This is a genomic window from Weeksella virosa DSM 16922 (assembly GCF_000189415.1).
Classification (GTDB): domain Bacteria; phylum Bacteroidota; class Bacteroidia; order Flavobacteriales; family Weeksellaceae; genus Weeksella; species Weeksella virosa.
The window spans coordinates 1,317,271-1,338,096 of record NC_015144.1 but is presented as its reverse complement, the minus strand read 5'-3'; the positions used below and the strand labels follow the sequence as shown (position 1 = coordinate 1,338,096).

Sequence of the window (20,826 nt, the reverse complement as noted above, 5' to 3'; positions counted from 1 at the left end):
TTTACAGACGTGTTTTTAGTTGCGGTATGATTTGATTTTTCCATTGAGTAAAATCTCCTGCTAAGAGATGTTCTCTAGCTACACGCACCAAATCTAGATAAAAAGCCAAGTTATGTAATGATGCAATTTGTTTACCCAGAAATTCTTGCGCATTGAATAGATGTCGCACATAAGCTTTTGAATAATAATGATCGACGAAACTAGTTCCGTTTTCATCCAGTGCATCGAAATTATCTTTCCATTTAGCATTTTTCATATTCATCACACCGTTCCATGTAAAGAGCATTCCATTGCGTGCATTTCTGGTTGGCATCACACAATCGAACATATCAACCCCCAATGCGATTCCTTCTAGAATATTCCATGGGGTCCCGACACCCATCAAATAACGTGGTTTTTCTTTTGGTAGGATATCCGTTACAAGATCTGTCATTTCGTACATTACTTCTTCTGGCTCACCAACCGATAAGCCTCCGATGGCATTTCCTTCTGCATTGAAATCTGAAATATACTTTGCTGATTCTTGGCGCAAATCTTTGAAATCATTACCTTGGACAATCGGAAACAAAGTTTGTTTGTGTTTATAAAATTCTGGATTATTATCCAACCAGACTCTACAGCGCTCTAACCATCGATGAGTAACATTCATGGCACGCTTTGCATCGTGATATTCTGCAGGTATACCTGTCAACTCGTCGAAAGCCATTATAATATCGCCACCGATATATCGTTGAATTTCCATTGATTTTTCTGGCGTAAATAAGTGATAGGATCCATCGATATGAGACTTGAAACGGACTCCATTTTCTGATTTTTTCCTACTCGATGCTAAAGAAAAAACCTGAAATCCTCCACTATCGGTGAGTATCGGTTTCTCCCAATTCATGAATTGATGCAAGCCCCCTGCTTTATGAAGAATTTCTGTTCCTGGTCTCAGATACAGATGATAGGTATTTCCTAGTATTATTTGTGCATTGATGTCGCTAACCAACTCTTTTTGTTGCACGGCTTTAACCGTACCTACAGTGCCTACTGGCATAAAAATAGGCGTTTCAATCTCTCCATGATCTGTAGTAACCACTGCAGCGCGTGCTTTAGACAATGGATCTCTTTGTTCAATCGAAAATTTCATAGAGTACAAAGATAATTGAAGTTTCTGTTTTATGTACAAAAAAAGACAGCCTAAAAAAAGCTGTCTTTTGAATCTTATTATTTAAAGGATTATTATTTCGTAAAACGTAGAGCCATTTTTCTATCGACAGCTCTTTCTTCGTCTGATGCAGTTTCCGGTACAGTTGCAAATTCTTCGCCATATCCTTCTGCTGAAACTACTTGCTCACCAACGCCTAGTTTGCCCAATTCGGTTTTCAAGAAATCTGCACGTTTTTGCGAAACTTCTTTATTGATATTATCGTCTCCCTTTTTATCTGAATATGCACCGATTTTTATTTTCGATTCTGGAAACTTTTTCAGGATTGCAGCCAAGTTTTCTAATTGCTCATGAGAGCCAGCCTCTAGTTGGTCGGTCGAATTAAACTCGAAGTTTACATTATCAAAATTGAACCATTTATCTTTTAGTGATTCTTCTGTAGCGTTTTTGTAGTCATCCGATTTTATAAATCTTATCAGTTGATCTTCTAAGCCATCTTTGTATCCTTTGATTGTTAATCCATCCAAATCAAATGTTGCTTCTTCTCTTGCTGTTGGTGTAGTTACTACTCCGGTATTTTCTACATGTGCCGGATCTTCTACTAACGTTTTATCTTCTTTTTTCCCAAGCCAATTATAGAGTAAATAGCCAATCAATAATAAAATAACGAGCGGAATAAACCACTTAAGGAAACCTCCCCCACCTTTCTCGTTTGTAGTTTCTCTACCCTGATAAGGCGCTTCTTCTCTTACTTGATCACGTACTTGATTGTATTTCTCTTTTACATCTTCTGAGGTTTTGTGCACTTGTTTCGTTACGCTTTCTTGCACATTATGTGCTTTTTCAGAAATAGTTTCTGTTGCATTATCGAAAAGATTTCCTAAGCCTCCTAAGCCCAATGCTCCTAAACTTAAACCTGTTGGTAATAAAGCTGCCAATTTTGTACTTGATGATCCAAGCAAATCAGAAAACTGATTAGTATTTAGATTTTGATCGTTGGCATATTTACCGAGCCCACCAAATCCTAATGCTGCTGCTAAGTTGAGTAATTGATTGGATGATGTATCAGATATTCCTGCAAATTCTGCAATCTTTGAAACTATTCCGTTTTGTTTCTCTCCGAAAATACTCGCCAAAAGCGATTGTACAAGTGGTTGGCTTGTCAATTGATGAACATCATTCGACGCAGAAAACTGGCTACCCAGTTGTTTTACTTGATCTAATATATTTGGTGAATCGTGGTGTTTATTTATCAATCCACCCAAAACCAATGGTATAAAAGCAGAGAGTGCTTTAGAAATTCCTGACTCGCTTTCTCCAAAGGTAGTAGCGGCATTGTTTACCAGCTCTGGAGTTATGTATCCTTTTACAAGGTCGAAAATATTTACTGACATAATTTTTTACAGTTTTATAGGTTAATATATATTACTTTCAAATAAAGATAGGTTTTATTTTTGATAAGACCATGAAAATGAATAACTTTTTTGAGAAATGCTTTGTATAAAAAAATGTTAAAGTATGTATAATCTACTCAAAATCTAAGGAAATACAAGGTATAGATTATATTTTTGACAAAAATTATTCAATCAAAAAATATGATTCCTTTTCTTACACAAACACCACAACTACAAGATCCTCCTCATAGTATCGAAGAGGCCATTACACGCCCCATAAAAACAATGGAAAGAATTACCGAATTCTTGATCGAAAAAGGCGGACAAATTAGCTGGGCTTTACTTACGGCTATATTTATTTTGGTTGTTGGATTCTGGTTATCGAAGAAAATAAAAAACCTCATCGATAGACGAATGATTGCATTGAACATTGATGTTTCTATACGTCTTTTTGCGATTCCGATTATCAATATTCTCTTAAAAACCATCGTAATTATTTTTGTCATCAACCGATTAGGTCTCAATGTTTCGGCTTTTATCGCAGCTTTAGGTGGAGTCGGCCTGGCAATTGGTTTGGCTTTACAGGGTTCTTTGGCAAATTTTGCTGGCGGAATATTAATCATTCTCTTCAAACCTTTTAAGGTTGGTGACTATATTGTTTCGCAAAATAATGAAGGAACTGTCGACTCTATTAGTATTCTCTACACCATCCTACACACCGTAAAAGGACAAGTTATTACCTTGCCCAATGCCAGTGTTTTCAATAATCCGATTATCAACTACTCTATAAGAGAGTTTAGACGCCTCGACATAGAAGTTGGTATTTCGTATGATGATGATTTCGATCTAGCTAAAAAAGTGTTAATCAATGTTCTAGACTCACATCCTCTTGTAGATCAAAATCAAGCCAAAACGGTAGAAATCCTGAAATTTAGCGACAGCAGTGTCGATCTAGCTGTACGTTGTTATGTAAAGAACTCTGACTATTGGACAGCTTATTGGGAGATACATCGCAATGTGAAATATGCATTAGACCAAAATAACATTTCTATTCCATATCCACATACCCAAATGATTCTGCCCAATACAAGCCCCAACCCAATAAACCCAAAAGATTAAAGTGAAAAACACCTATTGTTTGCTTCTTTTTTTGGGATGTTATTTTTCGTTTGCCCAAAATGAACTAATCGAGCGGAGTTTGCAATCTTCTTTTTATGATGATCAGCAAGTTGGTTTCTATTTATATGATATCGACACCCAAAAAGAAGTTTTTTCTTACAACGGAATTTCTTATTTTTTACCTGCATCCAACACAAAAATTGCAACTTTATATGCAGTTGCGACAGTGATGAAAGATTCTATTCCGGGCATTTTTTATTACGAAACCGATAGCGAGCTACATTTTCAGGGTACTGGAGACCCTACTTTTTTGCATCCAAAATTCGACAATCAGCGGGTATTAAACTTTCTAAAGAATTCTACTAAAAACCTCATATACCACGCTCCTGCTTTCGATGATTCTCCTTTCGGCAATGGTTGGTCGTGGGATGATTATGCTAGCGATTATGCGCCCGAACGTTCTCCTTTCCCGATCCAAGAAAACTTGGTTTACTTTGGCAGGACAGGAAAATCGATCTCGGCATCACCAAGATATTTCGAAGACAAGGTTACTTCTGAAAAGAGAAGTTTTGCGCGTGAATTTCATCGAAACACATTTTATTTCGCTCCACATAAATCTAATATAAAAATACCGTATATCACTTCGCCCGAACTTACAAGAGAGATTTTATCTTCGGTCTTAGATAAAGAAATTTCGTTAACATTTACAGAAATACCCAAAAAGGCTAAAATTCTCTACAGTCGACCGTGGCATTCGGTCGCAAAATATATGATGGAAGAAAGTGATAATTTTTTGGCCGAACAATTATTGATTGCTGCTTCTGCCGAGCGTTCTATGGAAATTGGAAGTGAGAAATTAATTGCTAATCTCCTAAAGAATGAATTGCAAAATTTAAGTCAAGCTCCTCGATGGATTGATGGTTCGGGTCTTTCTAGGTATAATTTATTCAGCCCGAAATCGATTGTTCAAATTCTAGACAAATTATACAAAAAACTACCCGAAGAAGAGATTCTAGATTTGATGGCTGTTGGTGGCAAATCGGGGACTCTGAAATCTCGTTACCGTAGCAAAAATGCTTATATGTTTGGTAAAACAGGTACGCTTTCGAATACGGTTACCTTGAGTGGTTATCTGAAAACCAACTCTGGCAAAACCTATATTTTTAGTTTAATGAGTAATAATAGTACTCGACCTTTGTCACAAGTCCGTAACGAGCACGAGAAATTACTCAATCTTATACGAACAAATTATTGACACTCTAAAAAATATAAAAAAGCCCTTCAGAAATCTGAAGGGCTTTGCTATTCTAGGGTTTACATTTCTATAGTTTCAAGCTTGCAGTTTCGTTTCCACGACTTGTTGTAAAGCTTTTCCTTACGCCACTGATATCAAAAGAAATCATGTTCTGTTGATCAGCAAAAACGTCTGTTAGCATCGTCATTTTTAATGAAATACTTGTTGGTTTGGAAACGTTTTCGGCTTTTAGATAAACGCGTGTCATCTTATCATTGGTCTGGAAACCTATATAAGAAACCCCCAGCGTTACTCCATTAACAGATAAAACCATTCTGTTCCCAATATAGCTTTTCAATTTAGACTCGAAATTAGCTTTATTACTTATTTTCTCACCTACTACTTGCTCTAAATCATTTGTCAGAAATCGTGAAGTTACATTGAGTACACTCGATTGATGATCGTACTCTACTTTGGTTGTTGACGAATGGAAATTTTGTGCTTGTACAGTCTTATAGAAACCAAATAAGCTAAAGAAAATAAATATTTTGTATAATGCTTTCATCTTTAATTATTGTATTGGTTCGGTACAGATATTCACAAATCCGATGCCAAACAATTAACTTATCTTGCATTTAACAGTTTGAATTTTATCCATGCCACAGTTGCCAAGGAATTCTCGATACGATAACTACCAAGGCTATCAACGCCAATAAAACCACATTAAACCCTACGGTTGACGAACGTTTTAATTTTGCATTAGCGATTGTCATAAAAATAATTCCTGCTATCATCATCATCGGATGTTCTACCGTCAGAAGTCTGGTAACTTCATCTTTCATTACACTCCCCATATCTGCAAATAGTTTGTATCTTCCTGTAATAAAGAAAGTAACAAATCCTACTAATAGTTGAACATGGAAGACGATTGTAGTAATTAGGCTAATTTTTCGAATAGCATTGTCGGTTGGTTTTTTCGAGATTGCGTACACCAATGTACTTACCAAAAATACGACCCCCATAAGCAATACAAGATATGCCCATCCACTGTGTAATTGTTTTATAAAATCCATAATAACGATTGTTTTTAATGTTACAAAAATAGAAAACCTTTTCTTATTTCAAAGGAGAAGGATTATTATTTGTTAGTTTTATAGTTGATAAAAAAGCTCTAATTTCGCAAAAATTTTATTCGATGGGGAAAGATAAAATCAGAAGGTTCGAGGAAAACAAGACTTTTAAACATGTTGTGCAACCAACTCGTGATGAGGTAATTAATGATTTTTCATTGAAAGGAAAATGGCGACAAGAATTTTTCAAAAACGATCATCCTATCGTTTTAGAATTAGGCTGTGGTAAAGGAGAATACACAATAGCGATGTCAAGGCGAGAACCAAATAAAAATTTTATTGGTATTGATATTAAAGGGGCGCGTTTTTGGCGTGGAGCAAAAACTGCTAAAGATGAAAACTTACAAAATGTTGGTTTTGTTCGTACCCAAATAGAGCTGATTGATTATTTATTTGATAAAGGAGAGGTTAATGAAATATGGATAACTTTTCCAGACCCTCAAATCAAATTCAGACGAACCAAGCATCGACTTACTCACCCATCTTTTTTAGCGAAATACGCATCGATTCTAACCAAAGATGGTACAGTCAATCTAAAAACGGATTCAGAATTTTTACACGGTTACACACATGGGATTTTACAGGCCGAAGGACACAGAGTTTTACAGTCTTCACATGATGTGTATCACCCTGATCATGCGGATATTCCGCCTATTGTTACCGAAGTACAAACTTTTTACGAATCTAAATTTCTCGAAGAAAACAAAAAAATCACCTATATTCGTTTTCAACTAACACACTGAAAGTAAACATCATATGAAATTAAGAAACAGTTTACTCGCTTCATTTATAGCTATCGCCTCTATCGTAAATGCTCAAGAATCTACGGGTTTTCAGTCCACCTCAAGTGACTATCTTTACGCAACGATGGATGCCTCGCAGGCCGAGAATTTGCAATTAATGTATCCTAATCAGGTAAAAATTCTACAAACTCACCAGAATGTTGCGGCAGTTTACCTTCCAGAATCGTTGACTGTTGCTTTCGAAAACGAATTACACTTACACGGACCTGCTTATGTTCGTCATTTTTCTGCCTTAGAATCACAAGATTATTTGTATAAAAATACAGAAACTCGTGAGCAAGTTGCTTTGTTCACAATTACCGAGCAGGCCATTATTAATCAACTTTTATCGAAAACTAATCCTACAAAAATAGAAGAAACTATCATAGAATTAGAAAATTTCGGCACTCGGTTTCATACCTCTAGTCAGGCAATTCCTGCAATGGAGTTTATTCTGAACAAGTGGCAATCAATCGTTGACAAAAGTGGGAGAACTGACATTCATTTGTCTTTATATCAACACACCAACACACCTATGCCTTCGGTTATTTTGACGATTGACGGGAGTGAAAATAGTAATGAATTGGTAATTATTGGTGGACATGCAGACAGTATCACGTCTAATAGTTACATCAATCCAAATTCTCCGGCTCCTGGTGCTGATGATAATGCGAGCGGGATTGCAACAATTACCGAAGTTCTAAGGGTGTTGATAGAAAACAACTTTAAACCTCAAAAAACCATTCAGATCATGGCATATAGCGCAGAAGAAGTTGGTTTAGTCGGGTCGAAAGAAATTGCTGCTCACTACAAAAATCTGGGTAAAAAAGTTTTGGGCTATGTACAGTTTGATATGACCAATTATCAAGGTTCTGAAAATGATTTATACCTCACAACCGATTCTTATATCGACAATAATCTTAATCTTTTTTTGATAGAATTGCTAGAACACTACAATTCATCCAACTCTCCGCATCCGATAAGTTTCGGATTCACCAAGTGTAATTATGCTTGCTCTGACCATGAAAGTTGGGCGCGTAACGGCTATGCAGCAGCTTTCCCATTCGAATCGAAGTTTGAGGATTACAACAGAAATATTCATTCTGTAAATGACCGATATAGTGTGACTGGAAATAGTTTTCAGGCAGAAAAATTTGCAAAATTAGGTTTACAATTTTTGGTAGAAGTTGCCAAAAGCGCCCAAGACATGAGCACAACAAGCTCTAGTACAAAAAAATTTGTAACGGTCGTCAACAACAAAAATTTACTCTATCGTTTACCTCATAATACTTCTGCTGGTGAAGTACAGATAATTGACCTTTATGGACGAGTAGTTATAGAAAGCCCAATAAAAAATTCTGGTAAATTATCTATTGCTTCATTAGACTCAGGTCTATATTTAGGAGTTTTCAGGCTTGGAACAGGTGAAGTTTATACATCTAAATTTATTGTACAATAGGTTTTACTTGCATAGAAAACCTAAAAAATATAACTAGAATACACGTTTTCAAATAAAAAATGTAATTTTACAAGTGAGCTTTTTACAATATTTTAAGTATTTGAATCTCAAAGAAGTCTTTACCAGTTAGTTTACAAAATATAATAGCATATTAAATTTTCAAAGAGTTGCATTTTATGCAAGAAATAAAAAGCCTCATCAATTGATGAGGCTTTATTATTGATCAGATGACCCAATTAGTTTTGTTGTTGCTTAATCAAGTTTAAAGCAGATCCAGCTTTGAACCATTCGATTTGTGCATCATTATAGGTATGGTTTGCTAGAATTGTATCTATAGAACCGTCTTTATGTACCAACTCTATTGTAAGAGGTTTGTTTGGTGCAAAATCTTTTAAATCTACAAAGTTGAATGTGTCGTCTTCTTGGATTTTATCGTAATCTTCTTTATTGGCAAAAGTCAATGCTAACATTCCTTGCTTTTTCAAGTTTGTTTCGTGGATACGAGCAAAAGAGCGTACCAATACGGCTACAGCCCCCAAGTGTCGTGGTTGCATAGCTGCATGCTCACGAGAAGAACCTTCTCCATAATTTTCATCTCCAACAATCACAAAAGGAATTCCTGCTGCTTTATAGGCACGTGCAGTGTCTGGAACTGGCGCATACTCCCCTGTCAATTGATTTTTTACAGAATTTGTTTCTTGAGTAAATGCATTTACTGCTCCAATCAACGTATTGTTTGAGATATTATCCAGGTGACCACGGAAACGTAACCAAGGTCCAGCCATAGAGATATGGTCGGTAGTACATTTACCGTATGCTTTGATCAATAATTTGGCTCCTGTGATGTTTTCCCCATCCCATGGTTTGAAGCTTTCTAGCAACTGTAAACGTTCTGAGTCTGGATTTACTTCCACTTGTACCGAAGAACCATCTTCTACAGGCGCTTGATATCCATTATCCTCATAAGAAAAGCCTTTTTCTGGCAATTCTTCTCCTACTGGTGGGTCTAATTTTACTTCTTCACCATTTTTATTGATCAATGTATCGGTTATTGGGTTGAAGTCTAAACGACCTGAAATTGCTATAGCAGCAACCATCTCTGGCGAAGTCACAAATGCATAAGTATTTGGATTGCCATCTGCACGTTTCTTGAAGTTACGGTTGAACGAATGAACGATCGTATTTTTCTCTTCTTTATCTGCACCTTCACGATCCCATTGCCCAATACATGGTCCGCAAGCGTTGGTGAATATCACTGCATCTAAATCATTGAAAGGTTTTAGAATTCCGTCGCGTTCTGCTGTATAACGAACTTGCTCAGAACCAGGATTAATTCCGAAAGAAGCTTTTGTTTCTAACCCTTTTTCCACTGCTTGTTTAGCAATTGAAGCAGCACGAGACAAATCTTCATACGATGAGTTTGTACAAGAACCGATAAGCCCCCATTCTACAGTTAATGGCCAGTCATTTGCTGCTGCGGTTTCTTTCATTTTAGAGATTGGCGTCATTAAATCTGGCGTGAAAGGTCCGTTTAATCTTGGTTCTAATTCAGACAAATTAATTTCAATTAATTCATCATAAAATTTTTCTGGATTTGCATATACTTCATCATCAGATCGCAAGTAAGCTCTATTGGCATTTGCCAAATCAGCAACGTCATTACGATCCGTTGCACGTAAATAACGCTCAGAAGAATCATCATATGCAAAAATAGAAGTTGTTGCACCAATTTCTGCTCCCATGTTACAAATGGTTCCCTTACCTGTAGCTGATAAAGACTCTGCTCCTTCACCGAAATATTCTACAATAGAACCTGTACCACCTTTTACTGTTAAGCGACCAGCAACTTCTAGAATAACATCTTTAGGAGATGCCCATCCACTTAATTTACCGGTTAATTTGATTCCGATTAATTTTGGCATTTTCAATTCCCAAGCCATTCCAGCCATTACATCTACAGCATCTGCTCCACCAACACCAATAGCTACCATCCCTAGACCTCCTGCGTTTGGCGTGTGAGAGTCGGTACCAATCATCATCCCACCTGGGAAAGCATAGTTTTCTAAGACAACTTGATGAATAATCCCTGCACCAGGTTTCCAGAAACCAATTCCATATTTATTAGAAACAGACTCTAAGAAGTTGAACACTTCCGATGATTTATTGATTGCGTCTTGCAAATCTGCTTTGGCACCAACTTTTGCCTGAATCAGGTGATCACAATGTACGGTAGAAGGGACAGCTGTTTTCTCTTTTCCCGCTTGCATAAACTGCAACAAAGCCATCTGTGCAGTTGCGTCTTGCATAGCTACACGATCTGGCGCAAAATCTACATACGATTCTCCACGTGTATATGCTTTCGTAGGCTCACCATCATAAAGATGAGCGTATAAAATTTTCTCAGAATAGGTTAATGGTCTTCCTACAATTTTTCTTGCCTGATCAACGCGTTCTTGCATTCTCGCATAAACTCTTTTGATCATTTCTATATCAAATGCCATAAACAAAAAATTAGTTTTTACTTATTTAAAAATAAATTTAAATTACAAAAATAGGCCTTAGTTACGTATTATTCAAGGTGCTTGACACGATATAAAGGAGGTTTATACAATTTAGAATAATTATAAAAAACACCTAAATATCTAATTGCTAATTTTTTGCAAAGAAATACCTTCTGTATAAAATCATTATACAAGTAAAATGAAAATCTGATAATTCTCTATCTTTTTTATCATTTTTTTATATCAGACAATACTTTTTATTTATTATTTAGACGTACTATAGTTTACAGTAAATACATGATAAAATTTCACAATAAGTCTATCCAAAAAAGCTGCTATTTCTCAACTATTGTCTTAGAATTATGCTAATGATTCTGAATTTTCTCGAACATTCTATACTAAACGATCATTGTAATTGGTATACTGTTATAAACACATAATCATCTTAAGCAAAAAAAATAATTTTTTAGGGATGCCTTCTTGTTCAAAGTAAAAAACAGTAATTATCTAAACTACGAGTAACTTTTTTCAGAAATATTCATTTCATTATTTATAATTTTACGAAAAATAATCTAACTTTTTTCTCGATTAGACTGAATTATTGAAAAGATTTATTTTGTAAAACTATTTTACAAAAACCTAACTATCAAGCGTTTGTAAAACAAAAACGGTTATACAACGAGAGTACAACGGATATTCAAAACGAAATTGAGACACCGCCGTACATTTGCTATGTCAAAATGAGACAAAAAAAGTTTAACAAATAATATTTAAGAAAATGAAAAAATTATTTTTATCTGCAGCAGTTGCTGCTTTAGCATTCGGAGCTATTTCATGTGAGAAAAAAGAAGAAGTTGCAACTGAACCAGTTGTTGAGGAGCAAGTTGCTGAATTAGATTCAGTTACTACAGAAGAAGTAGAAAAAATTGATTCTGTTGCTGCTGATGCTGCTGCTACAATGGAAGATGCTGCTCACAATGCTGCTGATAAAGTAGAAGAGGCTGCTGACAAAGTAGAAGAAGCTGCTAAATAAGTAAATTATTACTGATTTAATAGAGTTTTAAACCATCTCATTGAGATGGTTTTTTTATGCAATTAACTTTCTGCTAAAGTGCTAAAGTTAACTTCTGTTCACTACGATATGCACAATTCTAAAAAAAAACCGCTCGATAATCGAGTGGTTTTTTTTTGATTTTACTAATTTTTATTCCAATGCTTGCTTATGCATCAATTTTTGCATATTCAGCATTCTTCTCGATGAACTCTCGACGTGGCTGTACATCATCCCCCATTAGCATCGAAAATACACGATCTGCCTCGGCAGCATTTTCTATAGTAACTTTTCTCATAGTTCTATTTTGCGGATTGAGTGTTGTATCCCAAAGCTGCTCTGCATTCATTTCACCAAGACCTTTATAGCGCTGGATAGTTACTCCTTTGCCATCTGGAGCAAGTTTCTCTACCAATGCTTCCCGTTCTTCTTCTCCCCAAGCATATTCTGCTTTATTTCCTTTTTTCACTAAATATAATGGTGGTGTTGCTATATAAATGTGCCCATTCTCTATCAACTCTTTCATGTAACGGAAGAAAAAAGTAAGAATCAAAGTCGCAATGTGCGAACCATCGACATCGGCGTCCGTCATAATCACAACTTTATGATAACGAAGTTTTGAGATATTGAGTGCTTTTGAATCTTCCTCTGTTCCGATAGATACCCCTAGAGCCGTGTAGATATTTTTGATCTCTTCATTATCAAGAACTTTATGAGCCATTGCTTTCTCCACATTTAAAATCTTTCCTCTTAAAGGAAGAATAGCCTGAAAATGTCGATCACGTCCCTGTTTTGCTGTTCCTCCTGCCGAATCCCCTTCGACCAAGAAAATTTCTGATTCCTCTGGATTGCGAGAAGAACAATCGGCCAATTTACCCGGCAATCCACTACCACCCATTGGGTTTTTCCTTTGCACCATCTCTCTAGCTTTCTTAGCAGCCTGACGAGCTTTTGCAGCAAGGATAACTTTGTCTACAATTATTTTGGCTTCAATTGGATTTTCTTCTAAGAAGTTTGTCAACATTTCTGATACGATTTTATCAACCGCACCACTTACTTCTGAGTTTCCTAATTTCGTTTTGGTTTGTCCTTCGAATTGAGGTTCCATAACTTTAACAGAAATAATCGCCGTTAAACCTTCTCGGAAGTCATCTCCTACAATTTCGACTTTTTCTTTTGTAAGATTAAAGTTTTCATCTGCATATTTTTTTAAAGTTCGGGTCAATGCACGACGAAATCCTGCCAAATGTGTTCCTCCTTCGTGGGTGTTGATATTGTTAACGTACGAATGCAAGTTCTCATTGTATGAGGTATTGTATCGCATTGCTACCTCAACAGGAATGCCATCGCGTTCTCCTTCCATACAAATAACGTTATCCATAATCGCCTCACGATTACCGTCGATAAACTCTACGAATTCTTTTAATCCACCATCCGAATGAAAAACTTCGAGCAATGGTTCACCTTTCTCATCTTTCACGCGCTCATCTGTTAGCGTAATGGTGATTCCTTTATTTAGATACGACAATTCTCGTAAACGATTTGCCAGTGTATTGAAATTATACTCTAGTTCGTTAAAGATGGTATTGTCGGGCGTGAAGGTTACTGTCGTACCACTTTTATCGGTATCGCCAACTTGTTTTACATCATATAATGGTTTCCCTTTTTCGTACTCTTGGATATAGTGTTTACCGTTTTTGAAAACTTCTGCCGTAAGATGGTTAGAAAGGGCATTAACGCACGAAACACCAACTCCGTGAAGCCCTCCAGAAACTTTATAGGTGTCTTTATCGAATTTTCCACCAGCACCAATTTTGGTCATGACAACTTCTAAAGCAGATTTTCCTTCTTTTTTGTGGATGTCTACCGGAATACCGCGACCGTTATCCGAAACGGATATTGAATTTCCTTCTAATATTTTCACAGAAATGGTATCACAAAATCCAGCAAGGGCCTCGTCTATTGAATTGTCAACAACTTCATAAACCAAGTGGTGTAGTCCACGTGTTCCAACGTCACCAATGTACATCGAAGGACGAAGACGAACGTGCTCCATCCCCTCGATGGCTTGGATATTGTCTGCTGTATAGGTGTTTTGACTCATACTTCTTTTTTCTTCAATTTTTTTATATATAACTTTCAAATATACAAAAAAAATATGAGTCTCCCATGACAGAAAACTCATATTATTCTTGATATTTTTATTCTAAAAACGACCTGCTAGCATGGTTTTATAAATCTTTTTTATTGAGATATACTACTTTTTTTGTTTGGAAAAATTCTTCATCAAAAAAATCAGAAATTGAGTACAGTTTTGCGCTAGGAAAGTCTGTCAACTCTTCACTAAGGTCACCTCCTTTCAGATACAATAATCCGTTGGGCAATGGGTTATTATTTTGATCATTAAATTTATCTCGTATCCATTCTACAAATTTTGGCATGGCAGTCACTGCTCGTGATACCACAAAATCGTATTGATCGGTGAGAGATTCGGCTCTTTTCTGTTCTGCCTTTACATTTTCTAGCCCCAAGGAAGTTGCTATAGCATGAACTACTTTTATTTTTTTGCCAATAGAATCCACCAAATGAAAATGAACATTTGGGAAAAGAATGGCCAAAGGAATCCCAGGTAAACCACCTCCAGTACCAACATCCAACACTTTCGAGCCGTCTGTAAACTCCATTACTTTGGCAATCGCAAGGGAATGCAAAATATGGTTAACATAAAGTTTGTCTATGTCTTTTCGCGATACAACATTTATCTGCTCATTCCATTCTTTATACAAATCTCCCAAACGCGATAATTGCTCGATTTGTTTCTTTGTTAAACTCGGGAAGTATCTTATTATAATGTCTACCATTGTATTTTTCTATAATAATTTTGCTACTCGTTGGCATATATGTTCTAGAAGCTGAATGTCTTTATTGGTAAAAGGATTAAGTGTATGGGAATCTATATCTATCTGACCTATATTTTCTCCATGCTTGATTATCGGAACTACAATTTCTGCTTTTGTTTCGATGCTGCAACTGAGATAATTATTTTCTTTTTGTACATCGGGCACCAAAAATAGCTCATTACTCTCTGCCACTTGCCCACAAATTCCTTTACCAAACGGGATAATCGTATGTTCGGTAACTGCACCAGCGAATGGACCGAGCTTCAACTCGTTTTTATCGCCATTCTTAAAATAAAATCCCACCCAATTATAGTAATCAATTTCTGTATGCAAAAGTGTACATACTTTTTGTAGTTTGTCTTCTATCTGATGATGAGCATCGAGCAAAATGTCTATTCTTTTTTGTAATTCTTCCATAAAAAGCGTATTGAACAGCAAAGTTAAGTAAAGATTCTCTTTTCCGTACTTCTGGAGGACAGAAACTCCTAAAAAAATAGACATAACTTAATGTACACGACAAACAAAATACTATTTTTTCTTCTATATTTGTTCTTACACAATGACAATTTAATGAAAGAATATAAATCGCTTTTTCTTTTTCTCCTAAAATTCCTCGGAACCTATGTTTTACTAATTTTACTCTATAATCTATATCTCGAAAATTATTTGCCTGCTCACAATCCCGATCCTTTCACGGCTTTCACATCAAACACGACGAGCGCGGTGCTTAATTTTATAGGTTTTCCGGCAGAGAGTTATCATATCGAAAACGAGCCTTATTACCGAATTGCTATCAATGGTATTTCTACCTCTATCGTAAACGAGGGCTGCAATGCCCTATCGATTATGATTATTTTCGTGGCTTTTGTTGTAGCTTTTAGTACAAATTTCAGAACTACCTTTCTTTATATTTTTGTAGGATTAATTTTTTTATTTTTGATGAATATCGGACGAATCGTTTTGCTAAATTGGATTTTTCGTTATCATCCTTCCTACGGAAAAATGGCGCATGATTATCTTTTCCCGGCACTGATTTATGGTTCGATTGTGATTCTTTGGATAGTTTGGATCCGCTTTTTTGTGATGAAAAAAAACAAACACAACAATGAAGAAGTGGCTTAGATTTTTATGGGCAGCCCTATTTTTGGTAGGATTAATTATGATTCGCGTTTTTGAAAAAGATTTATTTTACGATCCTTTTCTAGAATATTTTCAACGAGATACAAGCAACCAAACATTTCCTTATTATGTATTGTCTCGGGTAAATGCAAGTATTCTCTTTCGTTACGCTTTAAACGCTTTACTTACCACAGCAATCATTGCGGTGCTTTTCCAGAACAAAAAATATACTCGCTTTACAGTTTTGGTTCTGATTATTAGTTTATTTGTATTATTACCATTGTACAATTACGCAATAAAACAAGAGTTTCAGCTGGGGACTAATATAGGATTTTACATTCGACGATTTCTCATTCAACCGATGTATGTTCTTCTATTGATTCCTTCTTTTTTCTATCAAAATTACCTCAACAAAAACAACCGTGAGAATTAATTGTTTTCTTCTGATTTTTGCTCAGTGATAACGACAGCTTCAGCTGCTTTACGGATTGCTTCTTCTCTTTTTATTTTTCTACGTTTGTAAGCCCATCCTACAATTCCACCTAAAAAGAAACCCAAGCCACTGCCCAAAAAAATTCCTACTATAAATTCTTTATTGATAAATAATCGATCCAATTGCAATTCGGCAAACGAAAATAGACCGATTCCTATTGCGAAAAGCAAGATTCCGATAATAGTTGTGTATTTCATAGTTATTGGTTTTTAAAATAAATCTACATTCAGACGCTGACGAACAGCTTCGTACAAAATTGCACCACAGGCAACCGAAACGTTGAGAGATGCTGTTTGCCCTGCCATAGGTAATTTTATGATATAATCTGAAACTTTCAGTAAAGCATCCGACACTCCGTCCTCTTCACTTCCCATGATTATTGCCAAAGGAGTAGTGAAATCCACATCGTATAAATAGGTGTCGGACTTTTCAGATGCTGCAGCCAAAACTATCCCAGATTGTTGTAAATAGTCTACTGTTTTTTTTAGGTTGTTTTCTTTACAAATAGGAATGTTATACAAAGCACCAGCAGAAGTTTTTACCGCATCGGCATTTACAGAAGCAGATCCTTTATAGGGGATAATAATTGCGTCTATCCCAACACATTCGGCCGTACGTGCAATAGCACCAAAATTACGCACATCACTCACTCGATCGAGAATGAGTAGAAAAGGCGTTTTTCCTCTTTCGTAAATTTGTGGAAGAACGTTTTCTATAGAATCGAATTCGATTGGCGAGAGAAAGGCATAGACTCCTTGATGGTTTTTACCGGTCAGTCGATTCAACTTTTCAACCGGAACATAGCTTGTCGGAATCTCGTATTGCGCAATTAGTTTTCTCAGCTGAGAAAAAATTTCACCTTGTAAGCCTTTCTGCACAAACAACTTGTCGATTGTTTTTCCCGACTCTATAGCTTCTATTATGGGTCTTAAACCAAAAATACCTCCTTCGTTCTTCATGCGGTAAAGATAAGGTTTTTTTAAAAAAAATTAGGGTTTACAAATTTTCATAATCAAAAGATATCCGTTAATTTGTAAAAAAACAATCGTTTATCATGAAACAATACTTAGACCTGTGTAAGAAAGTAATGCAAGAAGGCACCCTAAAAGAAGACCGAACCGGTACTGGTACAAAAAGTATTTTTGGTTACCAGATGCGGTTTGACCTCAACGAGGGTTTCCCCTTAGTGACTACAAAAAAAGTGCATCTAAAGTCTATAATTTACGAATTGTTATGGTTTCTAAAGGGCGAAACAAATATTTCTTATCTTACTGAAAATGGAGTGAGAATCTGGAATGAGTGGGCGGATGAAAATGGAGAATTAGGACCTGTTTACGGAAAACAGTGGAGAAGTTGGGCTAAACCAAATGGCGAAACGATAGATCAAATAAAAGAAGTTATTGACCAAATAAAAACCAATCCAGATTCTAGAAGATTGATCGTTTCTGCGTGGAATGTGGGCGAACTAGATGAAATGGCTCTTGCTCCTTGTCATGCTTTTTTTCAGTTCTATGTTGCCGATGATAAACTTTCCTTACAGCTCTACCAAAGAAGTGCAGATCTTTTTTTAGGTGTCCCGTTCAACATTGCCTCATATGCCTTGTTGCAAATGATGGTTGCCCAAGTTTGTAATCTAGAGTTAGGGGATTTTGTTCATACTTTTGGAGATGCACATATTTATAAAAATCATTTCGATCAAATAGAACTCCAATTATCTCGTGATCCTTTTCCTTTACCGAAGATGAAAATTAATCCGGATGTAAAAGATATTTTCGATTTTCAGTTTTCTGATTTCGAGTTGATAGACTACCAGTCACATCCGCACATCAAAGGAATTGTTGCAGTTTAGGAATGTTTTGCATCTTTTCATTATGACGATTTATATCCTATCTAAACTTATATCCTACCAAAATCATTGAATTAAAATGAATAAAAAACTATTCTTATTAGCAAGTCTTTGCTTAGGTTTACATTTTACAACAGCTCAAATCTCTGGAACACCGCCGAGTTATGATGAGCAGCAAGCCGATAAAATAGCCATTTATAGAGCAGAAGCCGAACGCGTTCATACGCTTATCCACACGAAACTAGATCTGAAATTTGACTATAAAAAAGAGCATGTTTTGGGTGAGGCTTGGCTAGATCTGAAACCTCATTTTTATCCTAGCAAACAATTGATTTTAGATGCAAAAGCAATGCTAATTCATGAAGTAGTGTTGATCGATAACAACAAACAAAAAAAACTAAAATACCATAACGATGACAATCAATTAATTATCGATCTAGACAAAACCTATACACGCAATGAACCGTATAAAATCTATATCAAATACACAGCTCGGCCAAACGAAATAAAGCAAGCAGGAAGCGATGCAATTACCGCTGCCAAAGGATTATATTTTATCAATGCAGACGGAAGCGACCCTGATAAACCAACACAAGTTTGGACACAAGGAGAAACCGAATCTTCATCTTGTTGGTTCCCGACCATAGACAAACCGAATCAAAAAACCTCACAAGAAATTTATCTTACCTATCCCGAAAAATACATATCATTATCAAATGGTTTATTAAAATCCTCTAAAATAAACAACGACGGAACGAAAACCGATTATTGGAAGTTCGATTTTCAACATGCTCCTTATCTATTTTTTGTAGGGATTGGCGATTATGCCATCATCAAAGATAAATGGAAGAATATCGAAGTAAACTATTATGTAGAGCCTGCTTACAAAGACTATGCAAAAGATATATTTGGCCATACACCCGAAATGCTACAATTCTTCTCGGATTTGCTCCAATATCCCTACCCATGGGACAAATACTCGCAAATTACTGGGCGCGACTACATTTCTGGCGCAATGGAAAATACAGGCGCTGTCTTATTTTACGAAAATGTGCAACAAAAGCCAGGACAATTAATAGACGAAAATATTGCCGAATCGATTATTGCACACGAATTATTTCACCATTGGTTTGGAAATTTAGTAACCGCAGAAAGCTGGTCTAATCTTTTGATTAACGAAGCGTTTGCAAACTATTCTGAGTATTTATGGTTCGAACACAAATTCGGAAAAGAGAAAGCAGAGGAACACCGTCTCGATGATATTGAAAGTTATAAAATGGGCGACAACCTCAACAAGGATTTGGTAAGGATGCATTACAATTCTCGCGAAGATGTTTTCGATGCGGTAACTTACAATAAAGGTGGTGCAATTACCCATATGCTAAGAAATTATTTGGGTGATGATGCATTTTTCACCGGTCTTAATCATTTTCTCAACCAACACAAATTCGGGAAAGCTGAAGCAGTTGACCTTCGCTTGGCTCTGGAAGAAGTTTCGGGCAAAGACCTCAATTGGTTTTTCGATCAATGGTATTTTGGCAACGATCACCCAAAACTCAACATTGCATATGATTATCATACCCAAAACAAAAAAATTATCGTAACCATAAAACAAGAAGGAGAAAAACTTTTTGAGTTTCCTTTTACTATTGATTACCGTATAAATGGAAAAGTGCATAGAGAAATTGTTTGGGTAGGAAAAAAAGTAATCAACACTTTTAGTTTTGACGCTGATCAAAAACCAGAAGTCATCATACCAAATGCCAACGAAGTCTTACTTTGCGACCTGAAAGATAATAAAACCATCGATGAATTTATCGCCCAATACCAAGCTGGCGAAGGTAATTATGGAGTACGAAAAAGAGCAATCGATGCCTTTGTAGAGGCACAAGCTACCAATGAAAAAGCATTGAATGCTTTGATCAAAGCAACGCAAGATCCGTATGAAGGTCTTCGTATTATGGCGATTAACAAATTAGACCCAAGCTCGCAAAAAGTTATACAGAAGGCCAGTGCGACCATAAAAAGCTTAGCACAAAATGACCCAAAAACAAAAGTTCAGGCAGCTGCAATTTCTTGGTTAAATTTCACACAACAAGTTGATCTTTCTCTTTATGAAACTCTAGCCAAAAGTCCATCTTTTTCGGTACAAGCTGCAGCTATTAATGGAATCCTGAAGCAAGACCCGAGCAAAGCTTCGGCATATATCAATACGGTAGAAGATGAAGTAATCAGCGGAAGTCCTGCACTTATTGCTAATTTACTCCCTGAATGGATTGACAATAACGATCTATCAAAATCAAAATTAGTAGCAGAAACCGTCGCATTTTATGCGTTTGCTCCTTTCCAAGATCCTCGGAATGCGAAAGTTATTGCACAAGGATTCGAGTGGGTGATGAAAAATGACACCCCGACTGCGACCAAACGAATTGCTAAATTGTATAGTTCATATTATACTTTTCTGAAAAATGAAAATCCGCAAGCCAGTGTGCTTATTAAACAAATGGCTCAAAATGCATTATCGATAAAATCGAATGCTGCCAGAGAAAATAAAAAGCTCGAAAATCAAGTAAAAGAAATTCAAGCTGCTCTAGATAAAATGAAATAGACACAAAAAAATCCGCAAAAATTTGCGGATTTTTTTTTAT

The 20,826-nt window shown here is 36.1% G+C and carries 19 protein-coding genes; 9 read left to right on the top strand and 10 right to left on the bottom strand.

The features are described 5' to 3' along the window. Window position 1: 1 nt before the first annotated feature. Window positions 2-1,132 carry a tRNA guanosine(34) transglycosylase Tgt gene (tgt, locus tag WEEVI_RS06490; RefSeq protein WP_013598357.1) on the bottom strand — a complete coding sequence of 377 codons (1,131 nt, stop codon included), beginning with the start codon at window positions 1,130-1,132 and terminating at the stop codon, window positions 2-4. A gap of 92 nt (window positions 1,133-1,224) precedes the next feature. Next, window positions 1,225-2,544 carry an OmpA family protein gene (locus WEEVI_RS06485; RefSeq protein ID WP_013598356.1) on the bottom strand — a complete coding sequence of 440 codons (1,320 nt, stop codon included), beginning with the start codon at window positions 2,542-2,544 and terminating at the stop codon, window positions 1,225-1,227. Between the two features lie 201 nt (window positions 2,545-2,745). Between WEEVI_RS06485 and WEEVI_RS06480 the strand changes: the two genes are divergently transcribed. Beyond that, complete coding sequence (locus tag WEEVI_RS06480; RefSeq protein ID WP_013598355.1) at window positions 2,746-3,663, top strand: mechanosensitive ion channel family protein; 918 nt, start codon at window positions 2,746-2,748, stop codon at window positions 3,661-3,663. Window positions 3,664-3,682: 19 nt separating this feature from the next. Then, window positions 3,683-4,918, top strand: coding sequence for a D-alanyl-D-alanine carboxypeptidase/D-alanyl-D-alanine-endopeptidase (locus tag WEEVI_RS06475; protein ID WP_013598354.1), 1,236 nt, complete (start codon window positions 3,683-3,685; stop codon window positions 4,916-4,918). A gap of 67 nt (window positions 4,919-4,985) precedes the next feature. Here WEEVI_RS06475 and WEEVI_RS06470 read toward each other — a convergent pair whose 3' ends face one another. Next, window positions 4,986-5,462 (bottom strand): DUF6702 family protein, encoded by a 477-nt coding sequence (locus tag WEEVI_RS06470; protein WP_013598353.1) that lies wholly within the window; start codon window positions 5,460-5,462, stop codon window positions 4,986-4,988. An 85-nt stretch (window positions 5,463-5,547) separates the two neighbouring features. After that, window positions 5,548-5,970: a hypothetical protein gene (locus WEEVI_RS06465; protein ID WP_013598352.1), complete on the bottom strand. Its 423-nt coding sequence runs from the start codon at window positions 5,968-5,970 to the stop codon at window positions 5,548-5,550. 122 nt (window positions 5,971-6,092) lie between these two features. Between WEEVI_RS06465 and trmB the strand changes: the two genes are divergently transcribed. Then, the gene (trmB, locus tag WEEVI_RS06460; RefSeq protein ID WP_013598351.1) at window positions 6,093-6,770 is read left to right on the top strand and encodes a tRNA (guanosine(46)-N7)-methyltransferase TrmB; all 678 of its coding nucleotides are present in this window, start codon (window positions 6,093-6,095) and stop codon (window positions 6,768-6,770) included. A 13-nt stretch (window positions 6,771-6,783) separates the two neighbouring features. Next, window positions 6,784-8,268 (top strand): M20/M25/M40 family metallo-hydrolase, encoded by a 1,485-nt coding sequence (locus tag WEEVI_RS06455; RefSeq protein WP_013598350.1) that lies wholly within the window; start codon window positions 6,784-6,786, stop codon window positions 8,266-8,268. A gap of 236 nt (window positions 8,269-8,504) precedes the next feature. Here the strand turns inward: WEEVI_RS06455 and WEEVI_RS06450 are convergent, their stop codons facing one another. Beyond that, window positions 8,505-10,769 (bottom strand): aconitate hydratase, encoded by a 2,265-nt coding sequence (locus tag WEEVI_RS06450; RefSeq protein WP_013598349.1) that lies wholly within the window; start codon window positions 10,767-10,769, stop codon window positions 8,505-8,507. Between the two features lie 778 nt (window positions 10,770-11,547). Between WEEVI_RS06450 and WEEVI_RS06445 the strand changes: the two genes are divergently transcribed. Further along, window positions 11,548-11,802: a hypothetical protein gene (locus WEEVI_RS06445; RefSeq protein WP_013598348.1), complete on the top strand. Its 255-nt coding sequence runs from the start codon at window positions 11,548-11,550 to the stop codon at window positions 11,800-11,802. A gap of 187 nt (window positions 11,803-11,989) precedes the next feature. Here WEEVI_RS06445 and gyrB read toward each other — a convergent pair whose 3' ends face one another. The 3 genes from gyrB to WEEVI_RS06430 form a co-directional block, all read right to left on the bottom strand. Then, window positions 11,990-13,924 (bottom strand): DNA topoisomerase (ATP-hydrolyzing) subunit B, encoded by a 1,935-nt coding sequence (gyrB, locus tag WEEVI_RS06440; protein WP_041942303.1) that lies wholly within the window; start codon window positions 13,922-13,924, stop codon window positions 11,990-11,992. Window positions 13,925-14,051: 127 nt separating this feature from the next. After that, a complete protein-coding gene (gene rsmG, locus WEEVI_RS06435) occupies window positions 14,052-14,681 on the bottom strand; it encodes a 16S rRNA (guanine(527)-N(7))-methyltransferase RsmG (protein WP_013598346.1) in 630 nt (209 codons plus the stop codon). A 9-nt stretch (window positions 14,682-14,690) separates the two neighbouring features. Beyond that, entirely contained in the window at window positions 14,691-15,137 is a 447-nt protein-coding gene (locus tag WEEVI_RS06430; protein WP_041942302.1) for an XrtF-associated fRMsr-like GAF protein, read from the bottom strand. A gap of 153 nt (window positions 15,138-15,290) precedes the next feature. Here WEEVI_RS06430 and xrtF point away from each other — a divergent pair, with 153 nt between their 5' ends. Next, window positions 15,291-15,842 (top strand): exosortase family protein XrtF, encoded by a 552-nt coding sequence (gene xrtF / locus WEEVI_RS06425; protein WP_041942112.1) that lies wholly within the window; start codon window positions 15,291-15,293, stop codon window positions 15,840-15,842. After that, window positions 15,826-16,272, top strand: coding sequence for an exosortase F system-associated membrane protein (locus tag WEEVI_RS06420; RefSeq protein ID WP_013598343.1), 447 nt, complete (start codon window positions 15,826-15,828; stop codon window positions 16,270-16,272). The genes xrtF and WEEVI_RS06420 overlap by 17 nt, the downstream gene beginning before the upstream one ends. Here the strand turns inward: WEEVI_RS06420 and WEEVI_RS06415 are convergent. Next, window positions 16,269-16,529 (bottom strand): hypothetical protein, encoded by a 261-nt coding sequence (locus WEEVI_RS06415; RefSeq protein ID WP_013598342.1) that lies wholly within the window; start codon window positions 16,527-16,529, stop codon window positions 16,269-16,271. The two genes, WEEVI_RS06420 and WEEVI_RS06415, sit on opposite strands and share 4 nt — an antisense overlap. Before the next feature lie 12 nt (window positions 16,530-16,541). Further along, a complete protein-coding gene (gene rlmB / locus WEEVI_RS06410; RefSeq protein ID WP_013598341.1) occupies window positions 16,542-17,291 on the bottom strand; it encodes a 23S rRNA (guanosine(2251)-2'-O)-methyltransferase RlmB in 750 nt (249 codons plus the stop codon). A gap of 95 nt (window positions 17,292-17,386) precedes the next feature. Here rlmB and WEEVI_RS06405 point away from each other — a divergent pair, with 95 nt between their 5' ends. Both WEEVI_RS06405 and WEEVI_RS06400 read left to right on the top strand, forming a co-directional pair. After that, window positions 17,387-18,181 (top strand): thymidylate synthase, encoded by a 795-nt coding sequence (locus WEEVI_RS06405; protein ID WP_013598340.1) that lies wholly within the window; start codon window positions 17,387-17,389, stop codon window positions 18,179-18,181. Between the two features lie 76 nt (window positions 18,182-18,257). Next, the gene (locus WEEVI_RS06400; protein ID WP_013598339.1) at window positions 18,258-20,786 is read left to right on the top strand and encodes a M1 family metallopeptidase; all 2,529 of its coding nucleotides are present in this window, start codon (window positions 18,258-18,260) and stop codon (window positions 20,784-20,786) included. Window positions 20,787-20,826: the final 40 nt, after the last annotated feature.